Raw genomic sequence first — 14,867 nt, forward strand, 5'->3', positions numbered from 1 at the left:
CACTAGCGGCCATGGCCGACACCATCCCAGCAGACATTCCCGATTTCAAGCGCCGCGGCGTCCTGTTCGTCCTGTCCTCGCCCTCTGGCGCGGGCAAATCGACGATCGCGCGCAAGTTGCTGGCGGCCGAGCCCGACTTGTCCATGTCGGTGTCGGCGACCACGCGGCCGATGCGGCCGGGCGAGGTCGACGGCAAGGATTATCATTTCGTCGATCTGGAAGATTTCCGGCGCATGGCGAATGACCATGAATTTCTGGAATGGGCGCATGTGTTCGGCCAGCGCTACGGCACGCCGCGCGCGCCGGTGGAAGCGATGCTGAAATCGGGCAAGGACGTGCTGTTCGACATTGACTGGCAGGGCGCGCAGCAGTTGCACCAGATTGCCGGGGGCGATGTCGTGCGCATCTTCATCCTGCCGCCGTCGATGGAGGAGCTGGAGCGTCGCCTGCGCGGGCGCGCCACCGACAGCAATGACGTGATCGAAGGGCGCATGGCGCGCGCCGCGGGCGAAATCGCTCACTGGGACGGCTATGACTATGTGCTGTGCAATGTCGATGCGGAGGATTGTTTCCGCCGCGTCCAGACCATCCTGCACGCCGAACGGATGAAGCGCAGCCGCCAGACCGGTCTCATCGGCTTCATCCGCAAGCTCAGCCGCTATCATCAGGACGACTAATCGGGCGCGTCTGCCCGTTAGGCGTCAAACCCTGCCGGATCGGCCCAGTCCGGGTGGGTCCACGCCATCGCCTTGAACAGCGTGCCCATCGCGTCCGCATCGGTCAGCCGGTGCGCCGCGGCCTGCACGTCCTGCGCGCGCGCAGGTGCTCCGGCGGCCAGTTGCGCGGCGCGGGCGTCGATGCCCAGCTGGCGCAGGAAGCTGCCCTGACCCACCGGGCCATGGACGCGCAGCCCCGCCTGCCGAGCCATATTGCCGAGCATGGTGAAATCGACATGGGTGGTGAGGTCCACCTCGCCCGGATCGGCGAAGGGATCGGCGAACCGGTGCGCCTTCACCGCCTGAAGCGTGTCGCCCAGCGCCGGCCCTTCATAGCCATAGTCGACGATGATCGCCGCGCCGCCCTGCCGCGCGATCTTCTGCGCCAGGGCATAGGCGATTTCCGCGGCTGCGATCGGCGATTCCAGGATCGCACCATCGGGCGCATCCGCCGCAATCGGCGGCAGGCCCGATTCGATGCGGCGATAGCCTGCGACCGCGATGAAGCGGCCCGGCTCTTCGCGCGGCAGCAGCACCCGCTCGCGCCATTCGTCGCCGACCCGGATGCATTGGCGGACGGGCAGCGCGTCGAAAAATTCATTGGCGACGACCAGCAGCGGGCCTTGTTCGGGCAGGCTCGCGATCGTGTCATGGTGGATCGCGGTGGGCAGCAGCGCCTGTTGCCGGCCGCGCAGCGCTGGACTGGTTTCCACCAGATGCACTGGCGGCGCCAGGGCGGCGCGCTGCATCGCGCGCAGGGCATCGGACGCCAGCGTGCCGCGTCCGGGGCCGAGTTCGACATAGGCGGCCTGCCCGCTTCGGCCCGACCGCATCCAGATGTCGGCCAGCGCCAGCCCGACAAGCTCCCCGAACATCTGGCTGATTTCCGGCGCGGTCGTGAAATCGCCCTCCGCGCCCAGGGGATCGCGAGTGGCGTAATAATGCTGGTTCGCCTCGGCGATATAATGGGCGACCGAAATCGGTCCGCCAGAGGCGATCTGCCGCGCCAGCCTGTCGGCCAGCGGCAGCGGATCAGGCGACACTGGCGCTTCCTGCGACCGGTTCGACGCGCAGGCGCCGGCCCTTGGCGGTCAGGATAAAATAGAGGCCAGCCAGGATCATCGGAATACAGAGCCACTGACCCATATGCAGCCCGGTGCGCGCCGCAAATTCCATTAATTGCGCATCGGCTTCGCGGAAATATTCGACGGCGAAGCGGAAACAGCCATAGCCCAGCAGGAAGATGCCCACCAGCATGCCGGGCTTGTAGCGCGCCTTGGTCTTCCAGAAGGCAAAGGCCAGGATCAGGAACAGGATAATGCCCTCCAGCCCTGCTTCATACAGCTGGCTGGGATGGCGCGGCACGTCGCCGCCGGTGGGAAAGACGATCGCCCAGGGCACGTCAGTCGCCTTGCCCCACAACTCTCCGTTCACGAAATTGGCGAGGCGACCGAAGAACAGGCCGAAGGGCACGACGCAGGCGACATAATCGTGGATCCGCAGCCAGCTCAGCTTTTCCTTCCGCGCCATGTAGAGGATGCCGAGCGACACGCCCACCGCGCCGCCATGGAAGGACATGCCGCCATTCCACAGTTTGAAAATGTCCAGCGGATTGGCCAGAATTTCAGGCTGGTAGAAGATCACGTAAGCGAGCCGCCCGCCGATGATGATGCCCAGCGTTGCATAGAAGATCATGTCGTCGGCATGACGGCGCGCCATCGGCGATCCGGGCTGCGCGACCAGCTTGAGCAGATACCAATAGCCGATCAGGATGCCGGCGAGATAGGCCAGGCTGTACCATTTCAGCTGAAAGAAGCCGAGGTCGAGGGCGACCGGATCAAGCCCCAGATCGTTGAAGTGGATGGCACTCGAAGCGGCCGCGGCAAGGTCCAGGATCAAATCGGCTTCCCTCAAATTGGACAGGCCTGCCCCCATAGAGCAAGGGCAGCGTCAGACCAAGGGGCTGTGGGGAGGGGGGCGTCTTTGTGACTACCTCCCTCTCCTTGCGTCAATGTAGCAGGCCGAGCGCCTTGGCGATATCGTCCCAGGCGACGAGCTTGAAATTCTGCGCGGCCGCCGCGTTATGGCCATCCTGCGCGACGAAGAGGCCGCCGGGATAGGCCGGGCCGAAATCGCCCAGCATCACTTCGATGCCGTCGGTTTCCTCCGACCCGCCAACTTGGCCATCGACGACGCGAAAGCGGCCGACATAGGCGTCGTCGCGCAGGCGATAGAGGACATAGGCATTGTCGCCCTGGCTCGACACGATGACATAGCCGTCTTTCTCGCCGATCGGCGCGATGGCCACGCCTTCGGCATCCATGACGAGGTTCTTGCCGTCCGCCGCCGCGATCTTCGTCGGCGTGGTTGCACCGGTGCCGCGCGCGTCGAAGCGCCACAGGCCGACATCCTCCTCCGCGACATAAAGGGTGTGCGTACGGTCATCGACTGCGCAGCCTTCCGCCTGCGTGCCCAGCTTCATGGTGCGCACGATACGCCCGGTGGGTGCCGCGCCAGACGTGTCGACCGCAATCTGGTGGATGGTCCCGTCCTTCAGCACGATGAAGGCCGACAGGCCGCTCTCATCGCGGCCCAGGCACAGACCATAGGCTTCGCCCATGCCGCCATCGACCTTGCCGATGGCGGTCAGTTTCGCGGTCGCGGTATCGAGCCGGAACAGCGCCACCTTGGCATGGGCGACATCGCTGCGATCGGACGCGGCGACCAGCACGCCCGGCGCGCCGTTGATGATGACGCCATCCTTCAGATCAACATTGTTGACGCGGCCCGCGTCCAGAAAGTCGCGGGTCTTGCCATCCAGACCATAGACGTAGAGCCCGGCCTTCTTGTCGGTGCCCACGATCAGGCTCTGCGCGGGATCGGCAGCATTGCGCCAGATTGCGGGGTCGTCGGCGGCGTCGGCATTGGCGGTGCCGACCGGCGCGGTTTCGCCGCGCGCGGTGACGGAAACGGCCGGCGTCGCATTGGCGATGCGGACCTCGACCGGCACGTCCTGGTTCGCGGTCGCGCAGGCCGCAAGCGCGAGCAGGCCGGTCAGGGGAAGAATGACACGCTTCATGCTACTGCTCCTTATTTGGCGCGGGCGACGCATTTGCCCCCGTCCGGGCCGACATCGCCCGTGCAGGTGCGCTGAGCGATGGTCGGCTCGGTCGTGTCCGTCAGGTGATTGCCGTCGGCGCGCTTGTGCAGGTCGAACCCGTCATAGAGCTTGCCCGACGCTGTATAGGTGCGGAATGTCAGCCGGTCGCCCGCCACATCCACGATCTGGTAAAGTTCGGTCGCTTCGGCGGTCTTGTCGGGCTGGGTGCGGGCGCGGTCGTTAAGGCCGTACATTTTCGAACCCGTGACGGAGACGAGATAGACCGGTCCCTGAACCGCGCCATCCGCTCGCGCCTTGGCCGACGCCGCGCGCCCCGCCTCGGACGTCAGGCGGCTGTAGCAATGGTCGTGGCCTTGCAGCACCAGATCGACCTTGCGGCTTTCAAAAACCGGTTGCCATGCCGCCTTGATCTCAGGCGTATCATCGGGCCTGGCGCAGGTGAAAACCGGTTGGTGAAACAGCACGACGTTCCATGTCGCCTTGCTGGACGCCAATGTCTGGTCCAGCCAGCGGGTCTGCTGCGCCATGGTGCCCAGGTCGATGGCCGACGTGCCGTCCATGACGATGAACCGCACGCCCTGATAATCGACAAAATAGGTGGTTCCGACGCCGGGCGCGCCATTGTCGGGCAAGGCGAACTGCAGTGGGAAATAAGGGCCGAGCGTGCGGCTTTCCTGCCCATTGGGCAGTGTCACGTCGATATATTCGTGATTGCCCGTCGCGGGCAGTTGCGGGACGATGGACCAGTTATAGCCGCCGGCCTGATTGAATTCGCCCCATTCGTCGTCATGATCCAGATCGTCGCGCTGGGCAGCGAGGTCGCCCGCGTGCAGGACCAGCTCGATGCCGCCATTGGCATGGAAGGCCTGACGGATGACGCGGCTGGCATAGGTGAGGATGCCGTTCTGGATGTCGCCCAGATACAGGAAGCGAAAGGGCTTTGCGTGCGTCGCGGCGGTGCGGAATTGCAACCACTCGCTCCAGCCTGCGCTGCCCTTGAGCCGATAGGCATAAACGGTGTCCGGCGTCAGGTCGGTGAAGCGAATCTGGTGATAGAGCGCCGGGCCATTGGCGCTGTCCTTGGCCACGCCGGCGGGACCAGTGACGGTCGTCGCCTTTTCCTCCAGCGTGGGACCATCAACCGAAATAGCGATCTGCGCCTCGCTCGCCGATTGGGCGATATCGGTGCGGAAGCTCACCGCCATGGCGCGGGATGGGTCTGCCGCGGGCGTCAGCATGATCCGGTCGGGCAGGGTGCGCGCGGCATAAGGGGTGCCGGCCGAACGCGGAACGGAGGGCTGAGACGCAGGTTGCGCCATTGCCGGCAGCGCCGAGCCGAGCAACAGCGCTGCGAAAGAAAGACGGATCATGCGCGTCCCTTCATGAAAACAGGACTGCCGGCCGCGCGGGGCGGCCGGCAGAGATGAGGAGAGGAAAAGGATCAGAAGCTGGCCGACACGCCGAACTTCACCGTCCAGTTATATTCCTCATATTGCAGCAGGCGACGCGCACCGCCGTAGTTTTGATAGGCATAATATTTGGCGTTGTTGACGTTCACCCAGTCCGCGAACAGACGCACGCCCGGCAGTAGCTTATATTTCGCCGACAGGTCGAGCTGGAAGTGATTGTCCACGAACCGGTCGCTGTCGGGGCCATCGCCCAGCTCATCAAGATATTTGCTGCGGTAGGTGCCCGCCGCGCGCAGCGAGACAGGACCCTTTTCATAGCCTAGCACTGCGTTGAACGTATGCTTGGACGCATTGGGCAGGGCGATCTTGCGGCTATAGGCATTGTCGTCATCATCATAGCTGGTGATGCGGCCGGTGGCGTCGGTATAGGTGTAATTGAGGTTCGTCAGCAGCCCGTCGAACGGCGCGGGCAGGAAGCTGAACACCTGACTGTAGGACAATTCGACGCCCTTCACCTTGGCGGTGTCGCCATTCACGAAATATCGCGCCTCGCTATAGGCGACCCCATTATAGGTGCCGTCGGTGAAGTCGCGGATTTCTGCGGTATAATCCTTGATCGACTTCCAGAAGAAACCAGCGGTCAGCGCGCCGTTGCCGCTGAAATACCATTCTGCCGATGCATCGAGGTTCCATGCCCGATAGGGTTTGAGGTCGGGGTTGCCGAATTCGGCGGCGAAGTCCTCGTCCAGAAGGAAGCGCGGCGCCAGTTGCGACAGCTTGGGTCGGACCAGGCTCTTATAACCCGCCGCGCGCAGCACCAGACCACGGCTTGGTTCGAAGCGCGCGGTCAGGCTGGGCAGCCAGTTGGTGTAGTTCTTTGTAAAGACATTAGGCGTGGTCACGACGCCGGTCGCTTCGCCTACGTCGTCCAGTTCATATTGCGTCAGGTTGCCGCGCAATGCGTTGCGCGTTTGTTCGACACGGACGCCGCCGATGATGCGCACCGTATCACTGTCCCACCGACCGAGCAGATAGCTGGCCAGAATGTCTTCCGTCGCGCTGTAATCGGGCGCGGCCGATTCATAGGCGCTGGTGATCGGGTCGAGTTCAAAGGCGCCGGGATTGGCGTAGAAATAGTCGCTCGCCGCGCCCTTGGCGGGCAGTGGGCCGAGATTGGCGAGGCGATAGGTCTGGTCGCCCAGCACATCGCCCAATTCCAGGTCGCCATCGCCATAATAGGCCATGGTGAAATCATAGCTTTTCTTGCGCCAGCGCGCCTTCATGCCGGTCTGCACGGTGAAGGTGCCGCTGTCGGTGACGAAGGCGCGGGAAATATCGCCCTTCAACGCATATTCGCGATCGCGCGAATCCGACAGCACCGTCTGCTCGACGCGGTTGAAGCTATATTCCGACGGATCGTTGAACAGGTCCGCGCCGCTCGTCACCTCAAACAGGGGGACGCGCGGATCGGCATAGTTGAAGTTCACGTCCACGCCATCCCCATCGAACCGGGCGCGCCAGCGGATGGGATCGATCGAGCCGGCTTCCTTTTCGGTCGATTCCGACCAGCTGCCCGAATAGGTGAGCTTCCACGGGCCGGTTTCGGTGGTGCCGCCCAGCACGATCGACTTGATGCGCTGGCGTTCGAACCGGTCCTTGAGGTCGCGGCGCACTTCGATCCGGCCATCCTCATCGGTGAAAAAGGCGCTGTCGGCATCGCCCGACGCGGGTTCTTCGTCCAGAACGAAGGTCAGGCGGCGGCGATATTCCTGGTCGTCGAACTGGTTGTAGATGCCGCGCGCATAGAGCTTGGTCGTGTCGCTGGGCATCCAGTCGAAATTGAGCGTCGCGCCGATCCGCTTGCGGGTGACGTCATAGTCGCGATATTCCATCGTTTCGGCATAAACGATGCCGTCTTCGCTGGTGGTCCAGTCCGACGCCTCGATATTGTCGGTTTCGAACTTGCGCTTGTAATAGCTGAAACCGCCCGACACACCGAAGCTGTCGGTCAGACGGGTCGAAAAATCGACGCTGCCCTTGGGCGTGACTTCCCCCGAATAATCGTTGTAGCTGCCCTCCAGCTTGACCGAATACAGGTCCTTCTTGCGGTCGAAGGCACTGGTGGTGTTGATCTCGATCGAGGCGCCGATCGTGTCGGCGTCCATGTCGGGCGTCAGGGACTTCTTGACCTCGATTGATTCGATCAGTTCGGACGGCACCACGTCCAGCGCCACCGAGCGGACATCGCTTTCCGGCGCGGGCAGGCGCGCACCGTTGACCGACGCCGCGTTGAGTTCGGGATCAAGACCGCGCACCGACACGAAACGCCCTTCGCCCTGATCGTTCAATATGTTGATGCCGGGCAGGCGGCGGAGCGATTCCGCGACATTCTGGTCGGGAAACTGGCCGATCGCGTCGCGGGTCAGCACGCTTTCAACGCCATCGGCTGCGCGCTGGCGCGACAGGGCCGACGCCTGGTTAGCGACCTGGCCGACGACGATGATGGATGCGTCGATGTTGGAGCCGATGCGGATGTCGGCATCCACGTCGCCGGTCGCCGGCACCACGACGGTGGTGCGGACCGGATCGGCGCCGACATAGCGCGCCTCGATCGTATAGGTGCCCGGCGCGACGTCGGGGAAGCGATAGGACCCGTCGCGACCGGCTTCGGCGATGCGGCCCAGTTCGACGATGGTCAGCTGCGTCGATTGAAGGGCGCGGGTTCCGGTCCCGTCCGACACCGTGCCGCTGATCGTGCCGGCGATCGCGGCGACGGGCATGGAGAGCGCAAGGATAAGGGCAGCGCGGCTCGCGCCGCGGAAAAGGCGGTTCATTCTGGAATCTCCCTGTTGCCGTAGCGATGCGCTTTGTGTGCGCGCGCCTGCCGGCTGACCCGGCCCATGAGAGATTATTGCGTCAGCTTCATTCCATCACGATGACGAAAAAATGTAATTGCGGTTGCAGTTACGTGAACGCCCGGGAAAGTAAGCGGTAAATTCAGCGACCGACGTTGAGATAGGCGGCGACCGCATCGACGTCGTTCCCGACGGTTTCGACCGCTTCGGTCAGCTCATCGCCCGACACGTTGAACCGGTTGGTCCAGTACAGCCGGTCTTCCTCCCGTTCTAGGGACACATATGTCAGGTCCTGCGGTGTCCTGCGGCTTTCCCCTGTCGTCATTGTCCGGCGCGTTTCCCTGGTTGCCTTTGAAAAGAAGCAACGCATAAAAGGCGCGCCATGTCCCCTTCCCTTTAGGACAGGGGGCGGCTGGCCCAGCCCCGCAGGCGCGCATAGAGGCCCGCGATCACCGTAGCAAAGATCAGGATGGCGAAGGGCACCGCCCAGTGGCTTTCCCCAACCAGCGCCAGCGGCGTATCGCTGTCGGTTCCCGCGACGATGCCGGCGAAAGCGACGCCGAACAGGCTTTCGCCCACGATGAAGCCGGTCGCCATCAACACGCCCATGCGCTCGGCAAATTCCGGGTTCGCCTGCCGCAGCGCCCAGCGATTATAGATATGACCGATCACCGCGCCGACCGGGATCAGCAGCGTGAGCGCCATCGGCAGGTAAATGCCCATGCCCACGGCCAGCGGCGGCAGCCGCAGCTTGCCCGCGCGGCCCAGCGCTTCGTCGATGATGATCACGACGACGCCGATGCCCGCCCCGATGGCGATCAGGCCCCAGTCGAGATCGCCGCCCAGCACGCCCTTGGCCAGCGCCGAAATGAGAGCGGCCTGCGGGGCGGGCAGGGCATTGGCGCCCGCGCCGCTCGCCCCGGCAAAGCCGAAGGCGCTGTTGAGCAGATCCAGCACTGGCGGGATCACCAAAGCGCCGAAGATGACGCCCAGCACCAGCGCAAGCTGCTGCTTCCACGGGGTCGCGCCGACAAGCTGCCCGGTCTTGAGGTCCTGAAGATTATCGTTGGAAATGGTCGCAATGCCAAAGACGATCGCTGTGGTGAACAGGGCATAGGCGATCAGCGCCTGCGTCTGGCCTTCATCGCCACCCGACCCGTAAATGGCGGCCAGCAGCAGCGAAGCGCCCAGCACGGCGAGGATGCCGACGCCCGAAATCGGGCTGTTCGATGCGCCGATCAGGCCCGCCATATAGCCGCACACCGATGCGATGACGATGCCCGCCACCAGCACATAGGCCAGCGTCAGGCCGATCACCGGCACGGGGTTGAGGGCGATTGGCCCGCCCTGCGCGAAGACCCAGAGCAAGAGGGCAATGGGCAGCATCGCGGCGACGATCGTGCCGGCGACGATGCCGATCGGCAGGTCACGCTCGGTAATGTCGAGCAGCCCGGCATTGCCCGCCTTGCGCGTGGCATTGGCGGCGAGCGCGGAGCGGATGCCGCTGATGATGGGGCCAAGAATCTTGAGCAGGGTCCAGATGGCGGCGACGCCGATCGTTCCCGCGCCAATAAAGCGCGCCTTGGTGCTGAATATGGTGCCAACCACCGTGCTGAGATCGGCACCGGCAGCAACCGGCGCGGTCAGGTAGGGGACCAGGCCGACCCAACTGATCAGCAGGCCGATGAACATGGCGACGCCCACCGACAGGCCGACGAGGTGTCCTACGCCGATCAGCGCCATGGAAAAACTGGTCGATACCGACGTCGCACCCGCGCCCAGCTTGAAGAAAGTGGCGGCTTCTTCCGCGATCAGCCGGGTCTTGGCGATGATCGAGAAAATCGCGGCGGACAGGGCGCTGGCGACGATGGCGGCAAGCCCGCGCTTGTTTTCCTCAAGCCCCTCGCGCGATCCGGCGCCGACTTTCAGCACTTCGGCGGCGGCCACGCCTTCGGGATAGGGCAGGTCGGACCCCGTCACCAGCGCGCGGCGCAGCGGCACGGAATACATGACGCCCAATATGCCGCCGGTCGCGATGGTGAAGGCCGACAGCCAGTAGGGAAAGCCTTGCCACCATCCGATGATGACCAGGCCCGGCAGCACGAAGATGATCGCCGACAGGGTGCCGGCCGCCGAGGCGATAGTCTGGACGATATTGTTTTCCAGGATGGTGCCGGTGGAAAACAGCCGCAGCACTGCCATGGAAATGACCGCCGCCGGGATCGAGGTGGCGAAGGTCAGGCCGATCTTGAGGCCCAGATAGACATTGGCGGCAGTGAAGACGAGCGTAATGAGCGCGCCCAGGATGACGCCGCGCAGCGTCAATTCGGCCATGCCGCTAGCCTGTGCCCGTTCGTTCGCCACCGCTCACCCCTTGTCGATCATGCCAAGGGTCCGGTCATAATCCCGCCGGGCCGCGGATCAATCGCAAACTTGAGCGATGAATGGGCAGCGCAGACCCTTGATCAGTGGCGATGCAGCGCACGCAGCCGATATTTGCCCTTCGCGTACGTGCCGAACATGCCGGAAATGGCGGGATGATCGACCGGCTCGTCGCTGTCGTCCGTCACCAGATTTTGCTGGCTGACATAGGCGACATAGCTGGAATCGCCATTTTCCGCGAGCAGATGGTAGAATGGCTGATGCTTGTCGGGGCGGGCGGCCTCGGGAATGGCCTCATACCATTCCTCGCTATTGGCGAAGACCGGATCGATGTCGAATACGACGCCGCGAAATCCGAACATCCGGTGTTTGACCACGTCGCCGATGCTGAAGCGCGCATGGACGATCGGCGGGGCCGTCATGCCCGCGCCAAAAATCTGACTCATCTCTTTCATAAGTCCAATTTAGGGCCGCGCCGCGCCGACACAAGAAAAATACCCCGAAGGTCGCTTGGCAAGTGCGATTTCATCCGCTAATGGCCGCCGCTCGACCGGGAACACAGGGCTGTAGGCGCCCTGCGAACCTTCTGCGGAGAGGTGGCAGAGTGGTCGAATGCGCCGCACTCGAAATGCGGTTTACGGGAAACCGTAACGTGGGTTCGAATCCCACCCTCTCCGCCAGTCTCTCATTATTTCAGGTGACGGAATGCGTCCCCCCTTATGTCGGGTTGCGGCGTTCTCAGCCGCTTCGCAATGGCTCAGAACCGCGCCCGTGGATCTTCAGGGAGACTGCGGGCGGCTCGGTCTCGACTGACGGGCTCTATGATTTCCCGCTGGCGCGGCCTGACCGGTTCGACGCTGGCGGAGCGACACTCATCACGACTGCGGGCCGCGGCGCGGCGCCATTCGGCAGATCGCGGCGATGGGGCACCGTCCCTTTCGCCGCCATCCCTCGCTAATCAGCCATCGAACCTCGGCGCCTTGTCGAAGTCTGCCTTGCCGAACGGCTTGTCGGTGAAGAGATAACCATAATAGAAATCGCGCAGTCGTTTGTGGAACGCCCGGATACGATCCTGATAGGCCAGTTGCGCCTGCATGTCGGTCTTTGCCAGCCGCGTCAGCACCGCCTGCACGCCTACCGAAGGCAGCAGCCAGCCGATGGTCCTGGCCGCCGCATCGCGTGTCTCTATGCCGCGGCGATAGGCGTCAACCTGCTGCGCGACGCTTTCGTCGCCCACCTGGTGGAAAGCGAAATACCATTTATAATGGAAGGCGTCGGTGAGGGGCGGGCTGTCCTGCCATTCGGGATGGCCGGCGTAGAAGGCGCGCATCGTCGCGTCGCGCGGGATGTCCCAGGCGCGGTTCACCGCTTCGCGCTGGGCTAGCGTCAATTCCACCCCCTGACCCACTGGGACGGCTTGGTTGATCGCGACATGGGCAAGTGTCGGCAGGACCAGCGTCAGCACCAGCCACAGCCCCGCCAGCGTTGCCGCATTGGCGACCGATGACCAGCGCAGGCGGCCGATGAGCAGTGTCACGCTGATCCAGAAGGCGAGGTAGAACGCCGTCAGTCCCAATACCGCCAGCAGCAGGATGCCCGGCACATGCGACAGGATCGCCCCGATCGTCAGCGGCGTTCCCAGCGCCACGAACAGCAGACCGCCGCGTAGCGCAACCCGGCGCGCCCAAAGGTGCCGGCCGGACCCGGCGATCGCGTCCAGCATCCGCAGGCGGCCCGCTTCCCGCTCGCCCGACACCATATCGTGGAACAGGGCGATCACGAACAGCGGGGTCAGATAGACCAGCACGAAGGCAAAATCGAAACGGCCAGGCAGCGCCAGTTCGGGGTTGAACGCTTCGCCGTCATATAGCTGTGCCTCCAGCCCCAGCGCGCGGACCCGCAGAATATAGGGGGCGACGTCGCGCAGGCCGAGCGCGGCGAAGGCCAGCGGCGCAGGCGTATCCCATGTGGCATGGAAGCTGTAATAGGCGGCGTTGCCGGCATCCTTGGTCTTGTCCACCCATGCCGCGATGCTGGCGGTATCCTGCGCCTGTTTGGGCTGGATACGGGCGATGACATCGCGCTGGCGGGCGATTTCGGCCATGCCCGCCGCCACGGCGGCGATCGACAGCAGGGCAACCAGCAACAATGTCAGCACCGCCATGCGCGATCGCAGCAGCAGGCGCAGTTCGTGGGCGATCAGGGTCATGGACGGGCTTTCTGAAGATGACGGACGACGGGCAGCAGCGCCAGCGCGGCGGCGATCAGCCAGGCGAGCAGCAGGCCTAGGCCGGGCAGGCTGGCCTTCACCAGGTCGGCGGCGCTGGCGGGCTGGAACCGGAATTGCGGGATGGCATGCCAATGGTTGGCGGAAATGCGCTTGCGCTGATCGGCGCCCGCGTCGCTCGCCGTGTCATTCTGGTAGCTGACCGCCTCCGCCTGGAGCCGGTTCAGGCGCTGCACCATGTCGTAGCGATAGGCTTCCGCCTGCGAGAGAAAGCGGCGATGACCGGCAAGGTCCGTGCCCGCAGCCGCCATCGAAACGCGTTTGAGGGCGATGGCGGGGCTGACGATGCCGAAACCGTCGTACAGGCGGCTCTGGTCCGCCTGGATGGCGAAACTGCGGTTGGCATAGTCGTCGAACAGGCCCGATGTGAGCGCCTCGCCTTCGAGCGCAAGCAGCCCCTTGTAATTGACGGGCAGGTCTTCGACGCGAGTGACGCCGTAGCGGCGCAGTGTCCTTTCCTTGAACGCGGTGAAGAACGGATCGTCGGGATTGTGGCTGTCGCCCAGCCTGTGCAAATCCTGCGCAATGGCGATGTCGGTTTCAAGCCGCGTCGGCAGCGCATGCGCCTGCGCCGCGATGTCGGGCGCGACGCGCGGCGCCAGGATCACCAGCACCGCCCAAAGCGCCAGTAGCGCGAGCAAGGCGTCCCGCCCGCGCGGTGCGAGCGCGGAGACCAGAATGACGATGATCGTCCACAGGCACAGATAAACGGCATAGCCAAGCGCGATGACCAGCATCGGCCCGGCCGAAGCGCCCGGCTGTCCGGCTATAGCCAGAAAGGTGATCATGGCCGGCAACCCGACCAGCGCGGCAATGCTGCCCAGCGCCAGCAGCTTGCCCGTGACAAGCGATCGGGCCGATACGCCCTGGACCAGCATCTGCCGCAAAGTCCCGCGCTCCCTTTCGCGCGCGATCGCGCCATAGCCAAGGAAGATGAGCAGCAGCGGCGCAATCACCTGCAATATGAAGGCGGGGGTCAACTGGCCAAAACGCACCAGCAATGAGGATTGGCGTATATCGCCGAAATTGGCGCTATTCTGTCGGTGGCCTTCCAGGAACATGGCGTTGCCCGTGAAGGCGTCGACGCCCGGATCGAAGGCGGCAAGCGGTCCGAGCGGACGAAAGATGAAATTGCCGAAATGCACCATCCGATGCGGATGCCTGTCGGGCTGCGCCTCGAACGCCTCGGCAGCCTGGGCCTGGAACCGGGCGCGGGTTTGGGAAATCGACTGCTGGTGCGACCAGCTGATGAGCGCGGCGGCCAGGGTCAGCAGGACAAGCAGCGCAAAGGCGATGACGGCGACGCGATTGCGCCGCATCAGCCGCAGCTCGTCTCGCGCAATCAGCGTGACCGGGCTCATGCGACGGCGACCTCGCGCGTGAATTTGCGATGCAGCGCGCGCACGTCGAACCGCTCGGGCGGCTGCGCGCAGGCTTCATCGACGATGCGGCCGGCATCCAGGAAGCCGATGCGATCGGCGATGTCGGCGGCCGACAAAAGGTCGTGCGTCACCATCAGCACCGCTGCGCCCCGGCGCGCGACATCGTGGACAAGGCGGTTGAAATCGGCAGTGGCGCGCGGGTCCAGACCCGATGACGGCTCATCGAGCAGCAGCACCGGCACTTCGCGCAGCAGGGCGATCGCAATCGCGACCTTCTGCCGCATCCCTTTGGAAAAGCCCGACAGGCGCTTGTCCCATGCCCCGCGTTGCAGGCCGGTTGCCTCGAACGCCCCCTCAATGTCCTGCATGCCGGGCTGGCGTCCGGCCAGCGCCAGCAGATAGGCGGCATTTTCCCGGGCGTTCAGATGCTCGTACAGCGCGACATTTTCCGGGACATAGGCGATTTGCTCGCGCGCCCGATCCGGCTCCGCCGCCGGATCATGTCCGGCGACCAGCACCGTACCGCTGTCGGGCCGCGCAAAGCCCAGCAATGTCGACATGGTGGTCGATTTGCCCGCGCCATTGCCGCCCAGCAGCGCATAAATCTCGCCTGGCTCGACATGCAGGGTCAGGCCGCGCAGCACAGGCTGACTGCCGTAGGATAGATGAACATCGGACAAAATAATGCGCTGGCCGGTTGCGGTCAGGGGCATGG

12 protein-coding genes and 1 tRNA gene are annotated in these 14,867 nt (G+C 64.3%); 2 read left to right on the forward strand and 11 right to left on the reverse strand.

Annotated features, from left to right (window positions below):
• The first annotated feature begins 11 nt into the window (after window positions 1-11).
• On the forward strand, window positions 12-677 hold the full coding sequence (gene gmk / locus SKA58_RS01355; RefSeq protein ID WP_009820539.1) for a guanylate kinase: 666 nt from the start codon (window positions 12-14) through the stop codon (window positions 675-677).
• A 17-nt stretch (window positions 678-694) separates the two neighbouring features.
• Here the strand turns inward: gmk and SKA58_RS01360 are convergent, their stop codons facing one another.
• The 8 genes from SKA58_RS01360 to hspQ all read right to left on the reverse strand — a co-directional run bounded on the left by SKA58_RS01360 (window position 695) and on the right by hspQ (window position 10,938).
• The gene (locus SKA58_RS01360) at window positions 695-1,759 is read right to left on the reverse strand and encodes a class I SAM-dependent methyltransferase (RefSeq protein ID WP_009820540.1); all 1,065 of its coding nucleotides are present in this window, start codon (window positions 1,757-1,759) and stop codon (window positions 695-697) included.
• Entirely contained in the window at window positions 1,749-2,615 is an 867-nt protein-coding gene (gene lgt / locus SKA58_RS01365; protein WP_037542415.1) for a prolipoprotein diacylglyceryl transferase, read from the reverse strand. The genes SKA58_RS01360 and lgt overlap by 11 nt, the downstream gene beginning before the upstream one ends.
• A gap of 109 nt (window positions 2,616-2,724) precedes the next feature.
• Window positions 2,725-3,795: a phytase gene (locus tag SKA58_RS01370; protein WP_009820542.1), complete on the reverse strand. Its 1,071-nt coding sequence runs from the start codon at window positions 3,793-3,795 to the stop codon at window positions 2,725-2,727.
• Window positions 3,796-3,806: 11 nt separating this feature from the next.
• Entirely contained in the window at window positions 3,807-5,207 is a 1,401-nt protein-coding gene (locus SKA58_RS01375; RefSeq protein ID WP_009820543.1) for a purple acid phosphatase family protein, read from the reverse strand.
• A 71-nt stretch (window positions 5,208-5,278) separates the two neighbouring features.
• Window positions 5,279-8,080, reverse strand: a complete 2,802-nt coding sequence (locus tag SKA58_RS01380) for a TonB-dependent receptor (RefSeq protein WP_037541997.1) — start codon at window positions 8,078-8,080, stop codon at window positions 5,279-5,281.
• A gap of 163 nt (window positions 8,081-8,243) precedes the next feature.
• Window positions 8,244-8,471 (reverse strand): DUF3606 domain-containing protein, encoded by a 228-nt coding sequence (locus SKA58_RS01385; protein ID WP_323133412.1) that lies wholly within the window; start codon window positions 8,469-8,471, stop codon window positions 8,244-8,246.
• Window positions 8,472-8,497: 26 nt separating this feature from the next.
• Window positions 8,498-10,435, reverse strand: a complete 1,938-nt coding sequence (locus SKA58_RS01390; protein ID WP_037542417.1) for an OPT family oligopeptide transporter — start codon at window positions 10,433-10,435, stop codon at window positions 8,498-8,500.
• A 131-nt stretch (window positions 10,436-10,566) separates the two neighbouring features.
• Window positions 10,567-10,938 carry a heat shock protein HspQ gene (hspQ, locus tag SKA58_RS01395; RefSeq protein WP_009820547.1) on the reverse strand — a complete coding sequence of 124 codons (372 nt, stop codon included), beginning with the start codon at window positions 10,936-10,938 and terminating at the stop codon, window positions 10,567-10,569.
• A 135-nt stretch (window positions 10,939-11,073) separates the two neighbouring features.
• Here hspQ and SKA58_RS01400 point away from each other — a divergent pair.
• Window positions 11,074-11,163 (forward strand) — tRNA-Ser (locus SKA58_RS01400).
• A 278-nt stretch (window positions 11,164-11,441) separates the two neighbouring features.
• Here the strand turns inward: SKA58_RS01400 and SKA58_RS01405 are convergent.
• From SKA58_RS01405 to SKA58_RS01415, 3 genes are read right to left on the reverse strand one after another with little or no spacing between them, the layout of a single operon-like run.
• Window positions 11,442-12,692 carry a DUF3526 domain-containing protein gene (locus tag SKA58_RS01405; RefSeq protein ID WP_009820549.1) on the reverse strand — a complete coding sequence of 417 codons (1,251 nt, stop codon included), beginning with the start codon at window positions 12,690-12,692 and terminating at the stop codon, window positions 11,442-11,444.
• Complete coding sequence (locus tag SKA58_RS01410; protein ID WP_009820550.1) at window positions 12,689-14,131, reverse strand: ABC transporter permease; 1,443 nt, start codon at window positions 14,129-14,131, stop codon at window positions 12,689-12,691. Before SKA58_RS01410 ends, SKA58_RS01405 begins: the two co-directional genes overlap by 4 nt.
• The gene (locus SKA58_RS01415) at window positions 14,128-14,865 is read right to left on the reverse strand and encodes an ABC transporter ATP-binding protein (protein WP_009820551.1); all 738 of its coding nucleotides are present in this window, start codon (window positions 14,863-14,865) and stop codon (window positions 14,128-14,130) included. The genes SKA58_RS01410 and SKA58_RS01415 overlap by 4 nt, the downstream gene beginning before the upstream one ends.
• Window positions 14,866-14,867 lie beyond the last annotated feature (2 nt).

It is taken from the genome of Sphingomonas sp. SKA58, from assembly GCF_000153545.1.
Taxonomy (GTDB): domain Bacteria; phylum Pseudomonadota; class Alphaproteobacteria; order Sphingomonadales; family Sphingomonadaceae; genus Sphingobium; species Sphingobium soli.

Bases quoted from the DNA above. Each gene is read 5' to 3' on its own strand.
- SKA58_RS01405 (WP_009820549.1), bottom strand. From the start codon at position 12,692: ATGACCCTGATCGCCCACGAACTGCGCCTGCTGCTGCGATCGCGCATG.
- gmk (WP_009820539.1), top strand. From the start codon at position 12: ATGGCCGACACCATCCCAGCAGACATTCCCGATTTCAAGCGCCGCGGC.
- hspQ (WP_009820547.1), bottom strand. From the start codon at position 10,938: ATGAAAGAGATGAGTCAGATTTTTGGCGCGGGCATGACGGCCCCGCCG.
- SKA58_RS01375 (WP_009820543.1), bottom strand. From the start codon at position 5,207: ATGATCCGTCTTTCTTTCGCAGCGCTGTTGCTCGGCTCGGCGCTGCCG.
- SKA58_RS01410 (WP_009820550.1), bottom strand. From the start codon at position 14,131: ATGAGCCCGGTCACGCTGATTGCGCGAGACGAGCTGCGGCTGATGCGG.
- SKA58_RS01370 (WP_009820542.1), bottom strand. From the start codon at position 3,795: ATGAAGCGTGTCATTCTTCCCCTGACCGGCCTGCTCGCGCTTGCGGCC.
- SKA58_RS01415 (WP_009820551.1), bottom strand. From the start codon at position 14,865: ATGCCCCTGACCGCAACCGGCCAGCGCATTATTTTGTCCGATGTTCAT.
- SKA58_RS01385 (WP_323133412.1), bottom strand. From the start codon at position 8,471: ATGCGTTGCTTCTTTTCAAAGGCAACCAGGGAAACGCGCCGGACAATG.
- SKA58_RS01380 (WP_037541997.1), bottom strand. From the start codon at position 8,080: ATGAACCGCCTTTTCCGCGGCGCGAGCCGCGCTGCCCTTATCCTTGCG.
- SKA58_RS01390 (WP_037542417.1), bottom strand. From the start codon at position 10,435: ATGGCCGAATTGACGCTGCGCGGCGTCATCCTGGGCGCGCTCATTACG.